Source organism: Spiroplasma endosymbiont of Melieria omissa, assembly GCF_964031175.1.
GTDB classification, from domain to species: domain Bacteria; phylum Bacillota_I; class Bacilli_A; order Mycoplasmatales; family VBWQ01; genus Spiroplasma_E; species Spiroplasma_E ixodetis_A.
This window is the reverse complement of the sequence record NZ_OZ035012.1, coordinates 1,180,369-1,194,676: the sequence shown is the minus strand read 5'-3', so window position 1 is coordinate 1,194,676 and position 14,308 is coordinate 1,180,369. Positions and strand designations below refer to the sequence as shown.

21 protein-coding genes are annotated in these 14,308 nt (G+C 21.5%); 3 read left to right on the top strand and 18 right to left on the bottom strand.

Going from position 1 to position 14,308, the window contains the following annotated elements:
• Positions 1-104 precede the first annotated feature (104 nt).
• The 9 genes from ACQH26_RS07865 to ACQH26_RS07825 all read right to left on the bottom strand — a co-directional run bounded on the left by ACQH26_RS07865 (position 105) and on the right by ACQH26_RS07825 (position 4,063).
• Positions 105-293 carry a hypothetical protein gene (locus ACQH26_RS07865; RefSeq protein WP_425382178.1) on the bottom strand — a complete coding sequence of 63 codons (189 nt, stop codon included), beginning with the start codon at positions 291-293 and terminating at the stop codon, positions 105-107.
• 291 nt (positions 294-584) lie between these two features.
• Positions 585-1,103, bottom strand: a complete 519-nt coding sequence (locus ACQH26_RS07860) for a hypothetical protein (protein ID WP_425382177.1) — start codon at positions 1,101-1,103, stop codon at positions 585-587.
• On the bottom strand, positions 1,096-1,902 hold the full coding sequence (locus ACQH26_RS07855) for a recombinase RecT (RefSeq protein WP_425382176.1): 807 nt from the start codon (positions 1,900-1,902) through the stop codon (positions 1,096-1,098). Before ACQH26_RS07855 ends, ACQH26_RS07860 begins: the two co-directional genes overlap by 8 nt.
• Before the next feature lies 1 nt (position 1,903).
• Positions 1,904-2,560, bottom strand: coding sequence for a PD-(D/E)XK nuclease family protein (locus tag ACQH26_RS07850; RefSeq protein WP_425382175.1), 657 nt, complete (start codon positions 2,558-2,560; stop codon positions 1,904-1,906).
• Positions 2,561-2,728: 168 nt separating this feature from the next.
• Positions 2,729-2,935, bottom strand: coding sequence for a hypothetical protein (locus ACQH26_RS07845; protein WP_342254359.1), 207 nt, complete (start codon positions 2,933-2,935; stop codon positions 2,729-2,731).
• A gap of 6 nt (positions 2,936-2,941) precedes the next feature.
• The gene (locus ACQH26_RS07840; protein WP_425382174.1) at positions 2,942-3,124 is read right to left on the bottom strand and encodes a hypothetical protein; all 183 of its coding nucleotides are present in this window, start codon (positions 3,122-3,124) and stop codon (positions 2,942-2,944) included.
• Complete coding sequence (locus ACQH26_RS07835; RefSeq protein WP_425382173.1) at positions 3,114-3,269, bottom strand: hypothetical protein; 156 nt, start codon at positions 3,267-3,269, stop codon at positions 3,114-3,116. The genes ACQH26_RS07840 and ACQH26_RS07835 overlap by 11 nt, the downstream gene beginning before the upstream one ends.
• A 17-nt stretch (positions 3,270-3,286) precedes the next feature.
• Positions 3,287-3,454, bottom strand: coding sequence for a hypothetical protein (locus ACQH26_RS07830; RefSeq protein WP_425382172.1), 168 nt, complete (start codon positions 3,452-3,454; stop codon positions 3,287-3,289).
• A 108-nt stretch (positions 3,455-3,562) separates the two neighbouring features.
• Positions 3,563-4,063 (bottom strand): hypothetical protein, encoded by a 501-nt coding sequence (locus tag ACQH26_RS07825; RefSeq protein WP_425382171.1) that lies wholly within the window; start codon positions 4,061-4,063, stop codon positions 3,563-3,565.
• A gap of 387 nt (positions 4,064-4,450) precedes the next feature.
• Here ACQH26_RS07825 and ACQH26_RS07820 point away from each other — a divergent pair, with 387 nt between their 5' ends.
• On the top strand, positions 4,451-5,254 hold the full coding sequence (locus ACQH26_RS07820; RefSeq protein ID WP_425382170.1) for a hypothetical protein: 804 nt from the start codon (positions 4,451-4,453) through the stop codon (positions 5,252-5,254).
• 114 nt (positions 5,255-5,368) lie between these two features.
• Here the strand turns inward: ACQH26_RS07820 and ACQH26_RS07815 are convergent, their stop codons facing one another.
• The 5 genes from ACQH26_RS07815 to ACQH26_RS07795 all read right to left on the bottom strand — a co-directional run bounded on the left by ACQH26_RS07815 (position 5,369) and on the right by ACQH26_RS07795 (position 9,135).
• Positions 5,369-6,304 (bottom strand): hypothetical protein, encoded by a 936-nt coding sequence (locus ACQH26_RS07815; protein ID WP_425382169.1) that lies wholly within the window; start codon positions 6,302-6,304, stop codon positions 5,369-5,371.
• 1,025 nt (positions 6,305-7,329) lie between these two features.
• Positions 7,330-7,620: a hypothetical protein gene (locus ACQH26_RS07810; RefSeq protein ID WP_425382168.1), complete on the bottom strand. Its 291-nt coding sequence runs from the start codon at positions 7,618-7,620 to the stop codon at positions 7,330-7,332.
• A 239-nt stretch (positions 7,621-7,859) separates the two neighbouring features.
• Entirely contained in the window at positions 7,860-7,982 is a 123-nt protein-coding gene (locus ACQH26_RS07805) for a hypothetical protein (protein ID WP_425382167.1), read from the bottom strand.
• Positions 7,983-8,137: 155 nt separating this feature from the next.
• A protein-coding gene (locus ACQH26_RS07800) for an IS5 family transposase (RefSeq protein WP_425382166.1) occupies positions 8,138-8,969 on the bottom strand; the annotation gives its coding sequence in 2 pieces (ribosomal slippage) (positions 8,138-8,698 and positions 8,700-8,969; 831 coding nt in all).
• 40 nt (positions 8,970-9,009) lie between these two features.
• Entirely contained in the window at positions 9,010-9,135 is a 126-nt protein-coding gene (locus ACQH26_RS07795) for a hypothetical protein (protein ID WP_425382165.1), read from the bottom strand.
• A gap of 191 nt (positions 9,136-9,326) precedes the next feature.
• On the opposite strand from ACQH26_RS07795, the gene trpS reads away from it, so the two are divergent.
• Complete coding sequence (gene trpS / locus ACQH26_RS07790; RefSeq protein WP_425382164.1) at positions 9,327-10,352, top strand: tryptophan--tRNA ligase; 1,026 nt, start codon at positions 9,327-9,329, stop codon at positions 10,350-10,352.
• 12 nt (positions 10,353-10,364) lie between these two features.
• A complete protein-coding gene (locus ACQH26_RS07785) occupies positions 10,365-11,240 on the top strand; it encodes a Cof-type HAD-IIB family hydrolase (protein ID WP_425382163.1) in 876 nt (291 codons plus the stop codon).
• Between the two features lie 237 nt (positions 11,241-11,477).
• Here the strand turns inward: ACQH26_RS07785 and ACQH26_RS07780 are convergent, their stop codons facing one another.
• From ACQH26_RS07780 to ACQH26_RS07765, 4 genes are all read right to left on the bottom strand, one after another.
• Positions 11,478-11,738, bottom strand: coding sequence for a hypothetical protein (locus tag ACQH26_RS07780; RefSeq protein ID WP_425382162.1), 261 nt, complete (start codon positions 11,736-11,738; stop codon positions 11,478-11,480).
• Positions 11,739-11,831: 93 nt separating this feature from the next.
• Positions 11,832-12,359: a hypothetical protein gene (locus ACQH26_RS07775; RefSeq protein ID WP_425382161.1), complete on the bottom strand. Its 528-nt coding sequence runs from the start codon at positions 12,357-12,359 to the stop codon at positions 11,832-11,834.
• A 173-nt stretch (positions 12,360-12,532) separates the two neighbouring features.
• Positions 12,533-12,760 (bottom strand): hypothetical protein, encoded by a 228-nt coding sequence (locus tag ACQH26_RS07770; RefSeq protein ID WP_425382160.1) that lies wholly within the window; start codon positions 12,758-12,760, stop codon positions 12,533-12,535.
• Positions 12,761-12,975: 215 nt separating this feature from the next.
• On the bottom strand, positions 12,976-14,250 hold the full coding sequence (locus ACQH26_RS07765; RefSeq protein WP_425382159.1) for a hemolysin family protein: 1,275 nt from the start codon (positions 14,248-14,250) through the stop codon (positions 12,976-12,978).
• Positions 14,251-14,308: the final 58 nt, after the last annotated feature.

The following is a 14,308-nucleotide window of genomic DNA, read 5'->3' as shown; positions in this document are numbered from 1 at the left end:
TAATTAATAATTTTAGTTATAACATCTGTTAGTACTGAAATTATCATTAAAAATAATATTACTGATACTGATACTATAGTTAATATTTCTCATCAAACCATTATTTACTCCTTATTTTTAAATTCATTTTTAATTTCTTTTACTTTATTTTTAAATTGTTTTTTATGAAAATAACACATATTAAAAAATTGAACTACACTATCTTCTATATTTACAGTTTTTAAAGTAACTAATACTTTACTATTACAATCTTTAACAATACATTTAATTAATACTTTTTCTTGTTTTTGCATTATTTTTCTCACTTTCATCTAAATTTAAAATTAATAAAAATATATAAATATAAAATAAATGTTAATAAAGTTAATATTGTATTTAAACTAAATATAATTAAAATTGCTATTTGCATTATTTATTCTCCTTTATATTCATTTCTATATTTTTTACATTTATCATCTCAATATATTTCATATCCTTTACATCATCCTATAAATATTTTTGGTTTATAACCTAATTTATCATCACCACATTTTATACAAGTATATATTTTTTGATTATAATAGTTTATATTTCTAAATTTATATTTATGTTTCATTATTAACATCTTTATTTAAATAATATCAACCAATTAATAAGCTATCTGCTTGGTCATGGTCTTTAATTTCTATATTTCATTTATATTTTTCTTGTAATGATTTAGCAAACATTAAACTAAAATCTTTATCTCATTTATTAATTTTTGAATAACTTGAATATATTGGTAATAGTAATTCTTGTTGTTCTTTATATCATTTCTTTCATTCACTTGGACTTATTAACATATTTTTTGTTATTAATTTATTAAATTGTCCAACAATAAAACCACGCAAATGTTCTTGAGTTTCATAACCAATTCCATTTTTTGAATGAAAAGTACCACGTTCTATTAATAAATCATATTCATTTATATCAATTAAATAACTTATCTGTTTTTGTATTTTTTCTCAATCATAATTATAGTTTTTAAAACTATAACTATTTATTCATATTGGTTTTTTATTTTCTCATAATGTAAATCCAGTATTTTTAATACTTGGGTCAATTGAAAGTAAATAACTATTCATTTTTAAATACCAAATTATCTAATTTATTAATATTTTCTTCTAATTTTTGAAAATTATTATTATTTTCTATTTCTATATTATTATTGGGATTATCAATATATATTTTTTCTGTTTCAGTAATAATTGCTTGGTCACTTTCATATGCAATTTGCATTTCAGTACTCATAATTCCCCATTTTCTTAATAATTGAGTTAATACAGTTTTTAATGACATACTATCAAAATCACTAACAATAAATTCTTTATTTTTTGCATAAGTTTTTGAATATTTTAAAAAATGTTTTTCAATTTGTTCATTTGACATATATAAAGTTTTTTCAAAGCCATTTACTAACTGAAAATATGCTACATAACCAATAATAGGTTGTTTCAATCTTTCTAAATCATCTTGTATTCAATTAAATTCAATTCCCTTAAGTCTATCTATTTTTTTAATTTCTGTTAATCTAACATCACTTACATTAATTTCTTTATATTGTTGTGAACGTAATGCTAATTGAATATAACCTTTATATCCCATTTGAAATTGAGCATTATTTACTTTTGTGTTATTATCTCAATAAGGTACAATATAACAATAACCAAAATTCTTTTCTAATGGTAAATTCAATAATACTGCTTGATAACAACTATTAATAATTGTTTCTGGATATGCTTTATCTAAACCATATTGATTTGAAATTGCTAATACATTACTTTTAAATTTTTGTATTTCTAAATTATTAATAATACCTTTTTGTCTAATAAATTTTTCTACATTACCATTATTAATATTTTTAACTAATAATTCATTTGCCATTTTATTTCAATTCCTTTCATGTTCAAATTGCTTTTTGTCATTCAATTAATAATTCATTTGTTATTTCAACTTTAATTAATTCAATGTCATTTTCTTTAACTCAACATATAAAATGAGTATTTGATAATTCATAATTATTATTTTTTAATAATCAATAATATGCTATTATTTGTAATTTTGATTTTTCTAATAATTCTTTAGTAAAAACTTTATAAGTTTTAAAATCTACTATTATATTTAAATTATTTTCTTTATAAATTAAATCTGGTGTTCCAGCAACAATATCATAATTAAATATTTTTTCACTAATATATTCATTATTATTAATAAAGTTATTTGGTAAATAATCTAATAATGTATAACAATAATTTAAATAATTTTGTGAAAATAAATCTTTAATATAATTTTTAATTTGATTACTTATATTTTTAATATTTATATTTTTAAAATATAATTCTGCTACCTTATGAACTGCATTACCACGAATTCTTGCATTATTTATATTAAAACAATATTTACATTTATTACATTTACAATATGAATTACCTAAATAATAATCAAGTATTTTACTTACTGATATTAATTCTTTATTTTGAATAAAATATTGATGTGTTTCTTTTTTAAAAATTAAATTATTATTTTGATTGTTTAATTGCATTTTGAATTAAATTCCTTACAAAATTATTAATTGTAATATCATATTCTAAACAAAGTTTTTTTAATTCATAATGATCACTTTTAGTAAGTCTAATAATAATTTGTTTAGTTATTAAATCTTCTGGCTTCTTTTTTGGAGCTGCTACCATTTTTATTCACTACTTTCTTTTTAACCTTTAATAATTCTTTTATAATCAATAATTACTTGTTCTAATTGATTTACATTTTTATAATTAAAATAATCAAGACTAATTTTTAAATCACCATCAGCATTAATGTTAATTTCTAAATCTTCATATTTACTATTAAATTCTTCTTGTAATTCTTCGAATTTTTCTATTAATTTCATTGCATTTTGTAATTCTAATTGATTCATTATTTATTACACTCCTTTAAAATTTTCTAATTGTAATTCATTAATATAATATTCATATAAGTAATCTCAATTATTTGATGTTAAATACATATCTTCTTCAATAATGTTATCTATACATTTATTACAATAATAACTATTATCAATCTCACTAATTCATATATATTTTTCATTATGAATATTACATTTCATAATTATCACTCATTAATTTATAAAAACATTTATTACAAGTTCTATTTGCATATGATGAATTTTTATGACAAATATCACATGAACCAAATATTTTTTCTTCTTCATATTTTATATATATTCTTTTATCTTCTTTTAAATTAAGCATTTATATTACTCCTTTAATTAAGAATATTTACTTACAGAAATTAATAAAATTATTAATCCAATTAAAGTTGAAATTGAAAAAATAATTATTCTTATTTTCAAGAACTTTTTTTGATGTTCTTTTGCTATTTTTATTTTTTCTTTTATTATTTTCTTTTCTAATTCTTTCTCATTTATTTCTTCCATTTTTAATCCCTTTCTATAATTTTTAATATTTCTTGTATTTCAATATATTTTTTATTTTTAAGTAATTTTTCATTACATAAATTTTTTATTAATTCTATTTTTTCAACATTAAGTAACATAATTAATGCCTTTCTTAACAAAATTATTTTTTTCTTGTAATTTTTCTCAAAAATTATTTTCAATTGGTAAAGTGGCTTTTAATTGTTTTAATTTTAAAAGTAATTTATATCCTTTAATACTCTCTAATTTTTTATTAGTTTTATTTTGAAAATCATATTCATAAATAGTAAAATCAAAACTTCTTTTAATACTTATTCTAATTTCATTTTTTTCTTTACTTCTATGAATAAATCTTTTATCAATTCATACACCAATAACATTAGAATTATTTTCATTTAATAATTTAATAAAACTTGCTTTATTAGTTTCATTAATAATTGCTATTTTTGATAAGAAAATAGAAGTAAAATTAGTTTTTGTTTTTTCTAATAATTCTTGTATTTCTTTTTCTTCTAAATTTTGTTGAAAAATATTATCTTTATCAAAATCTAAAAGTAAATTAGTAATTTCTTCTTTTGATAAATCTTTTTTAATATTTTCTTTAAACATAAAATATAATCCTTTCTTTAATTGAAGTCTTATTTAAAAGAAGTCTTAAAAAGAGAAAAATTCTTTTCTCTTTCTTTTTGAAAAAGAGGGGGTGTGGGGGAGAAAAAACTTTTTCTTTCTCTTTTCTTAAAGAGAACACACTAAAAATTACTATTGGAATATTCCAGCACAATAGCCTAAATAATTTTTTATTTAGTTATGTAATAATTAATTACTTTAATAAAGTGCTGGTTTAATAAAATAATTAATTATAATTGTTTAACAATTAAAAATGAGAGTTTTATCTCTCATGTCATTTTTATAAAATATACCAATTTTTTATTCGGCCTATTAATTTAAAGTAAAATAGTTTTTAATTTATAATTTAAGATAGTCAGGTGAATTATAATGACAAAGAAATTTGGTTATAATTTACTAGCATTTGTATATTTTTCAAATCAACGTCGCGGTACTGCTAAATTAGTTTTGAAAAAAAATACATGTAAACGTATTATTAAAATTTACAAGAAAAATAAAAATTTACAAATAAGTGATAAGGTAAGATTATTATCTAATTTTTTAAGTAGTAATATTGTTTCTAAAATTTCAGCTTTAGCAGAAGAATCCTCAATGCCATATACTTTGATTGATGAAATAGTTTTTGTTATTCTTGAACAATGAGAACTATTTTTACAATGAAGTAAAAAAATAACAAATGCTCTTATTATTACTGTTAATAAAAATCTAGAATTTAGCGCTGATTGAGTAGGTAATGAGAATATTTTTGCAGAGTTAATAACCGAATATACTATTAATTATAAAGAATTAGGAATGAACACTATTATTTTTAATAATGGTTTTTCTTACGAAAGAGATGGTATTAAGTATAGTGCTAATGGTATTGCTAAAATTATTTTAACACCATGTTTATGAAAACAATTAGATAAATTAAATAATAGTTTTGAGATATCGCAATATTTAAGTAATGAACAAATATTTTGTTATCTTTCTTTAGAACCAAATTCTGATAAAATTTTAAATTATGCTTTTGAACAATTGGCAGTTTTAATTTTTAATAATAAAAAATATGTTAATGATGCTTTTCTTAAGTTTAAAGTAGGTGTTGTTTTAGAATTTGAAGCAGTAGTGCATGAACAATTTCAATTAAAACAAATCTCAGCAATGAAAGTTAATAGCGAAGAATTAAAATAATATATATTATTTTGAAGTAAAAATTAAGGTAATACTAGACTAGTATTACCTTAATTAATATATTTTAGAAAAGTTGAATAATGATTTTATGCTAATCATATCATTATTATTTTACTATTGAGTGTTTATTCTTATTATTGTTGTTGACTTTAAAGAAATAGTTTCTTGGTTTTTTACTAAAGCAATAGAAAGTGTTAGTTCATCTCCGTCTGTTAAATCATTTGGACGAGGGAATGCTCCTCTTCTTTCAAAACCTATAACATTAAATTTTGCTTTTCAACCAACTAATTGTTCAAAGTTATTAAATTTAATAGCTTTTTCAGTTCTGCTTTTGCTTATTAATGGTACTTCTGTTTTATCTTTTAATCATTTATTAACAGTTTCTTCTAATTTATAACCCGCTTGGAAATGCTCAATAGAACTTCCTTCATAAACAAATTCATTATAACTTAACTTAGCAGGACTATCACTTGCAAAAATATTAAATAAAGCATCAGTTCCAGTCATCACTTTTACTGTATATTTATCCCCTAAATTTGTTTTACCATCTTCTTTAAAGAATTGTAAATTATATGTTCCATCACCAACTACAAGTTTTTCATCATCATTTGGTTCTACAAATTTACTAGTAGAAACTTTTATATTAGATATTTTATTTTTAATTTTAGCAACTTCCGCTGCATCAAAAGTACCATCTTCAGGTGTTGTTCCTGATGTTAATTTCTGTTGTAAAACAGATTTTAAAAAATAGAAACTGTCTTTATCTTTAGCTTTGGCTTGACCAGTAGTTACCTCATTTTCTAATAATTTAGTAACCAAAATATCGGAATTATCAATTCAGAAAAAGGATGTATCTTTTTCTCAATCAAGTCTAATAGTTTTTAAACCGTTTCCTTCATCATTTGTTAAACCTAAATTTATTGATACTTGATCTAGTAATATTTTTACCTGATCTTCTTTGTTGTTACCACAAGTTATAACAGTAGTTACTGGTACTGTTGTTATGACACTAGCACCTAATAACTTTAATAATGTTCTCATATTCCTCATTTTTCTCTTAACCTCCTCAGTTAAATCTAGAATAGATGTGAGAAATTATCTTCAATAATCTTATGTAAAACATATTATTTTAAATAACTCACTAACACTATTATAATACATAAAAAAATTTTATGGTTTTTTTAAACCTTTAAGAGTTTATTTGTAAATTATTAATAGTAAAATTAAATAAAAAAACACTTATAATTTTAATTTTTAATATAATAAAAATATATTAAAAATATTTAAGATTTTAATTAAAAATTAAAATTATATTAGTATTTATTGTTATAAAGTAATATCTGAAAAAAATAAAAATAATAAAGTATAATATTTCTATAAAAAAAAATATAAGTTTTTGACCTGGACGTATTTCAAATGTGGATATAATTTAATTTTCTTTAAATAAAAGATAAAATAAATTATTAATTTTTATAAATATTATAACCCTAAAAAGGGTTAATGTCAAGTCTTAATATAGATTTTATTAACTTTTATAAAATAAAAATTCCTAACTATTTAGGTTTAGATTTATTAAATTGTATAAATTTAAACAAATACTTTTAATTTATTAATTCTTGCTTGTTTTAATTTTAATAAATTAAAAAATGCTTCTTTTGAATAAATTTTTGCATTATTATTTGATATTGATTTTATTAAATGATAAACATCACTTTCAGCACTACAACCAATATTTCAAATAGCATTTTGATTTTCAATACCTTTTTTATTATTTTTAAAATATTCATATATTTTTTCATCAGCATTATTTTCTTTTAAATAATCTAATAATTTATAATAATTACCATTTAAAAATAATTTATAATAAGCATAATTTAATTTTTTATTATTTTCTTTTGTTCTTTTAGCTTTTCCTACAATAAATACTTGTTTTAATTTTTGTAATGGATGTCATTTATCTACAGCATAATCAATTTTTAAATAATTAGCAGTAGATTTAAGATAAGTTGCACCATCACCAGTTAATTTTAAATTTCTATTATTATAACCTATAAAAAGATTATCTAAAGTAGTGATTATAGATTTAGCAAATTCTTTTTTAGTAATTCTTTGACCTTTTCTCGTTGATAAAACATAAATATATTGTCATTTAATGTTTTAATATTTAAATTTATTTCATCTATTTTTGTGATTAATTGTTCTTTAGAACTTTCATTATCATTCAAAATAAATTGTATTTGACCGTTATTTGCATCAATGTTTGTTGTTAATTGTTCCTTGTTTTTTTCTAATCTTTCAATTTCTAATTCAATTTCTGATTTTTGTTTTATTAATGCAATTAAATTTTCTAAACTTTGTAACTCCATTTTCAATTCTTCTTTTTTTAAAATTTCTTTTTTTAAATTTAATATTTTAGTTTTTTCTTTTTGTAACTTTGTCATATTTTCTTTTAATGCTTTTAAACTACCATTAAAAAAAGATGATTCTTGAATTATTTTTTTTAAATTAAATAATTCATTTCTAATTCTCTCTAAGGTTCTTCTGTTATCTACTCTGTCTAGATTTCTATTTTTTATATCTTTATCAGTTTCTTTACTTTCAACTTCTAAAGTATATATTCATTAACTGCTTTTAATTTATCAGTCATCTGATTAACATATTGTTCAATAAATGTTTTTTTATCTTCACTATCTTTGATATTTCTTAATTGACTTTCAGCTTTCTTCAATATATCTTCTAGTTGTTTTCTTTCAGATTCAAAACTTGCTTGTTTTTCAGCAATATTTTGTTTCTTGATTTCTAATTCCTCAAGTTTTAAACTAAGAACCTGTTTAGGATCTTTTTTGATTAATTTTTAATAAAATTTATATTATAATGGTTATTTTATAATAAAAAATAGATTTTTAGTCGATAAGTTTTCAAATGATAAAATCTTTTTAATAAAATTGAAATAAAGGAAAGAACAACCATTTGTAAACTAGTATTTAGTTTTCTTTCACAATTTTTTCATAATCTTCTGTATTTTTCTAATCAAGCAAAGCTTCGTTCTACAATTCATCTTTTTGGTAATACTACAAAAGTATGTAGTTCATTGCGTTTTATAACTTCAACATTTGCATTTATGATTGTTTTGATTTCAGAAGCAAATTTTTCACCAGTATAACCAGCATCTACTATTATTTTTTGAACTGCAGAAAGATTTTCTTTTTCATTTTCAATCATTATTATAGCGCTATTACGATCTGTTTTTTCTGCTGTGGTTATGTAAATTGCATGTGGTAAACCTTGAGAATCAACAATAATATGACGCTTTATTCCTGAAATCTTTTTACCAGCATCATAACCTTTATTTTCAGTAGTATCTGTATTTTTAACACTTTGCGAATCAATTATACAAAAACTAGTTTGTTCTTTGCGATTATTGTTGATACGAACTTTTTTAACCAATTTTTTTTAAAATTAATTGCCATACACTAGCTTCTTTACCGTTATTTTTACTTCAAATTTGAAAATAATAATATACAGTTTGTCATTTTGGAAAATTTTTTGGTAGCATTCTTCATTGACAACCACTTTTTAATACATATAAAATTGCACAAAATACTTCATATAAATCTAAACTTCTTGGTTTTGTTTTCTTTTTGCTATTTTCTAAAATTGATTTTATGTTCTCAAATTGTTCTTTGGTGACATGACTTGGATAATTTTTATGCATAATATATACCTCTGATTTTAAAATATATAATCATTTTACATTATTTTCGAAAAGATTCTAAACAGGTTCTAAGAGTTTGAAGATATTCTTTCACATTGTTTCAATCTTTTATTTTCTTTAAATATTTTTGTAAATCATCCTTATATTTTTCTTCTCCAAATAACATAAAAAAACTCCTTTATAAAATAAAAAAACCCATTACTCTTAAAAAATAAAAGCTATGGGTCAAAAACTATTTTTAATTTATGTTTTTATTATATCAAAATCAAACAAATTTTAATATAATTAATTGAATTATTTAACTTTATCATCGATAATTAATTATATTAAAAAATTAATTTGGAGGAAGCAAAATATATGGCTCGTATTATATCCGGAATAACTAGCACTGGAAAATTAACTCTTGGTAACTACTTGGGAGCAATTAATAATTTTTTAAAATTGCAAGAAGAACATGAACTCTTAATATTTGTTGCAAATTTACATGGATTAACACTACCAATAAAAGCACAAGAATTAAGAGATAATATTAAAGATATTGCCGCTTGATATTTTGCTGCTGGTATTATACCAAATAAATCTCATATTTTTATTCAATCTGATGTTTTAGCCCATAGTCAATTAGGATATATATTATTATGTAATAGTTATGTCGGTGAATTAGAACGAATGACACAATTCAAAGATAAAAGTCAAAAAATGACAAATCAACAAAATAAAACGATTAGTATTCCAACAGGTATTCTTACATATCCAACATTAATGGCTGCTGATATTTTACTATATGACGCTGATTTTGTGCCAGTTGGTGTTGATCAAACTCAACATTTAGAATTGACAAAAACTTTAGCAACAAGAATGAATAACAATTATAAAACTGATTTATTCAAAATTCCTAAAATAATTATTGATAAACAAGCACAGAAAATTATGAGTTTACAAGAACCTGAAAAAAAAATGTCAAAATCTGATACTAATCTAAAAAATACTATTTTTTTAAGCGATAGCAAACAAGAAGTTACCAATAAAATTAAAAAAGCAGTTACTGATTCAGAAAATATTATTAAATTTGATCCAGAACATAAGCCTGGAGTTAGTAATTTATTAACTATTTATGCTAGCATTACTAAAAAAGATATCAAAACTTGTGAACAATACTTCAGCAATCACAATTATGGTTTTTTAAAAGAAGAAGTAATTAAAGTAATAAATGATTTATTAGAACCAATGCAAAAAAAACACCAAGAATTTATTAACGAAAAATCATCACAATTAGCAAAATATTTAGAAGAAGGTGCAAATTTTGCTAATAATATTGCTACTAAAAAATTAAACTTTGTTCAAGACACAATGGGTATTAATTTTATCGAGAAAGAAAGATAGGAGGAAGAGACAATGTCTTTATACAATAAAAAACAAAAACATTTAATTCTAGTTGATTTAGATGGTACTCTATTAAAAAGTGGTGGTCGAGAAATTCATATTAATACTAAAAAAGCACTAATTGATGCTCAAAAACAAGGACATATTGTTTGTATTGTCACTGGTCGACCTTATCGTGGATCAATTAAATTTTATCGTGAATTAGATCTTAATACATTACTATGCAATTTTAATGGTGGCCATATTCATGATCCGAAAATCAAAAAATTCAAACGATTAGTTTTTCCAATTTCTGAAACAATTGTTAAACATATTTTAAATGAAGACTATATTTTTCAACAAATTGAAAACGCGGTTATTGAATATTACAACAAAGCAGTATGTTGAAAAAAAGATGATTTCTTTGAAACTTATTTTCATTTAGATACTATTGAAAATGATACTTTTACAATTAGTAAATTAATTCGTGATTGAAAAGGGAGCGCTAATGCCATTTTAATTGAATTTAAAGAAAATACTAATCTTGATCAAGTATATAGTAACTTGGAAAAATATTCAAACTCAATTAAGGTAAATACTTGAAATCGCTATGATAATAATAAACTAATCTTTGAAATTTCAAGTAAATTTATTGATAAAGGAATGACAGCTCGCATTTTGGCTCAATATTATAATGTTGATATTAGAGATGTTATTGCTTATGGTGATGAAATTAATGATAAAGAAATGTTGATGGAAGTTGGCTATGGTGTAGCAATGAAAAATGGTAATATTGTTATTAAAAGTATTGCCAATGACATTACTACTAAAACTAATGATGAGGGTGGAGTTGGTGATCATTTATCAAAATTATTAAATCTTTATGAAGAAAGTGAAATTTATATTTAATAGGAATGAAAATATATTAACTATTATTTCTATATTTGTAATATGATATAGTTTTTAAAAATTAATATAAGTTTTTAACCTATTTACTTTATTTTTAAAGTAAATAGGTTTTTATTTAAAAAAGTTTTTTATAAATTTAATATACTAAAATAAAAAAACCTATTGTTTTATTTTTTAAAACAATAGGGCATTAATTTCTACTAAATATAAATATTTTAATACTATTAATACAAAAAACTATAAAACTTCTAAAGGCAAGAAGTCAAAAATTTCTGAGTGATTGGCACAAAACTTTAATTCCGAATCATTTTTTTGTTCTTCAATTTTAATTTTTAATTCATTTAATTGCTTTTTTATTTTAAGTAATTGAGCAGGTGTTGGTGGTTGTTTATCTCATTCATCAAATAATATTTTACCTGTTTTAAAAAGTTTTTCATACTGACATTTTAAACAACTATTTTGCTGTGATTCATGATCATGGATATTTTTGCCAAACATAAAATTACCTACTTTCCTCAATTCTTTTATTTAAATTTATTATACCAAATAATAAAAAAGGAGAAATAATTCTCCTTTTTAACTAGTAAAATGTTATAAAACCATTGGTAAATAATGTAAGAAAAAACTATTTTCTAATTCTCATCCTCAATCACGCTGATTCTGAGGTGTTAAAATTCATCTAGCAAAACTTTCGGCAAAAAATTCATCATCAAGATTTATATTATATTTACCATTAAATCAGGCACTACGACCATAATTACTATTAACTGTTATTAAGCCAAATAATAATTTTTGCTTAATATTAGTTAATTTTGCTTGTTGACCTAAATAATCAATTAAATATCAAGTACGATCATAAATTTGTTTGTTATCATTGTTAACAGTTAGTTTATGAGAAACTGATGTCATATTAGTATTAATATCACTATAACTGCTATCTGATCACTTTCAATTAGCATTAAATGAATTTCTTTCATCAGCACTTAAACCAATAAAATTACTTAAAGCATGACCATATTCGTGAGTTGTAACACTAATTATTTGATCTGAAGATCAAAATCCCTCTTGAAATTGTTGATCAATTAAATTAATATTTGCAAATTCAGGACCATAACCCATACATTGATTATCAGCTTCTGAATTAAAAGCAGTTCATGCTACTGTGTTATCACTTACAGCAACTGGTGCTACTTTTTGAATTAGTTTAATAACAGTGTTTTTATGAAAAACTTTAGCAAAAATATTATAAAAACGTAATTGTTGTTGCTCTGCTAATTGTAATTGTTCATTATTTAAACCAGCTTTTTATACATTTCAACTCAATTAATATCAATGGTTTTACCACCAATTTTAGTATGAGTTAAATCATATTGTAAACTATCATAATTACTTCAAATTACATCACTTTTATTATTATCATACAACTTATTAAATTCATCAATACTTTCTTTACTTGCCATTTGATGGATTTTATATTCATATTTTTTACCATCTTTGCATCTTCTGGTGAAAGTTTTCATTTTAATAAACTAGCATTAGCATCATGCTTATTTAAATAGACATAATGATCACTGTCTGGAGAAAACGTTAACATTAAACCATTAACTGTTACAAGATTTAATGCTGTAATTATAGTTACTAATTTAATACTTTTTTTCATAATTAATCTCCCCTTCATATCATAATTATAATTATGATTTTATATTGTAGCATTTAAATAAAAATACTGCACTAACTATTCTCATTTATTTTTTATTTTTTTATTAGTAAAAATTTCAACTTCAAAAACAGCAAATTCTTTGCGAACCTTTATAACTTTAAACGAAAAATTTCGAAATTTTAAAAGTGGACTATTTTTCCTTACTTTCTTTACTTTTGTTTTGAACATATATCATTCTTGGACAGTTTGTTTATTATAATTTGGAGGTTTTCTTTTTAAATAACGTTTAAATAATACTTCAAGTTTTGAAGAACCATCAACACGAAACTTATGTGTTCCTATTTCTTGTATCAATCCAATTTCATCAGTTTCATCATAAATTTCACCAACTAATTCTTCAAGAATATCTTCAAGTGTAATAATACCATTAAAATCTTTTTTATCTTTATTATTGCAGACAATAGCCATATGCATTCTTTCGGTTTGTAAAATTTCCAATGCTTCATTTAACTTAGTACGCTTAGAAATAAAAATTGCTGGTAACATTAATTGTAATAAATCTGGATTTTCATTTTCTAACATATTAATAATAAATTCTTTAATATTTAAAATACCAATTACATTTTGATTAACATGATCTAAAACAGGAATTCTACTATATTTTTCTTCTAAATATAGATGTTTAATAACTTTAGGTGGCGTATCATCATAAATATATTTAATTTTACTTTTGGGATGCATAGCTTGAAAAACTGATTTTTCATCAAATTTAATTGCAGATTCAATTAAATCACGTTCTGCTTTTTCAAGAATTCCTTCTCTTTCAATTATTGAAATCAATTCAATAAGTTCTTGTTCAGAACTTGTTGGTTTTTTACTTTTAAATTGAAATAAAGTAACAATAAAAGTTATTGGATAAAAAATAATATTAAGAATATACAAAATATATGCATAATTTAAAGCTATTGTCTCAGGATGTAATTTTGCAACACTTTTAGGTATAATTTCACCAATAATTAAAACAACAATTGCTGAAACTAAAGTTGATATTAAAGGACCATAAGTAGGAGAAACATGAAAAGAATCAATAAATAATATGGTACTTAAAGTACCAATTCCAACATTAATTACTGTGTTACCAAGTAAAATTGTTGTTAAAGTTACATTATAATTTTTAACTAACTTAAATACAATATTAGCACGACGACTTTTCTTACTACGTAATTTACCAATAGATTTAATTCTTATAACATTTAAAGAAGTTAATGATGTTTCAGCAGATGAATAAAAACCACTTAAAAATAATAAAACTAGCAATATTATTAAATAAATATACCAATTACTGTCCATATAGAAAAAAAACTACTCCTTTTGATTTTTATATTGTTATTAAGATTATAACATAGTA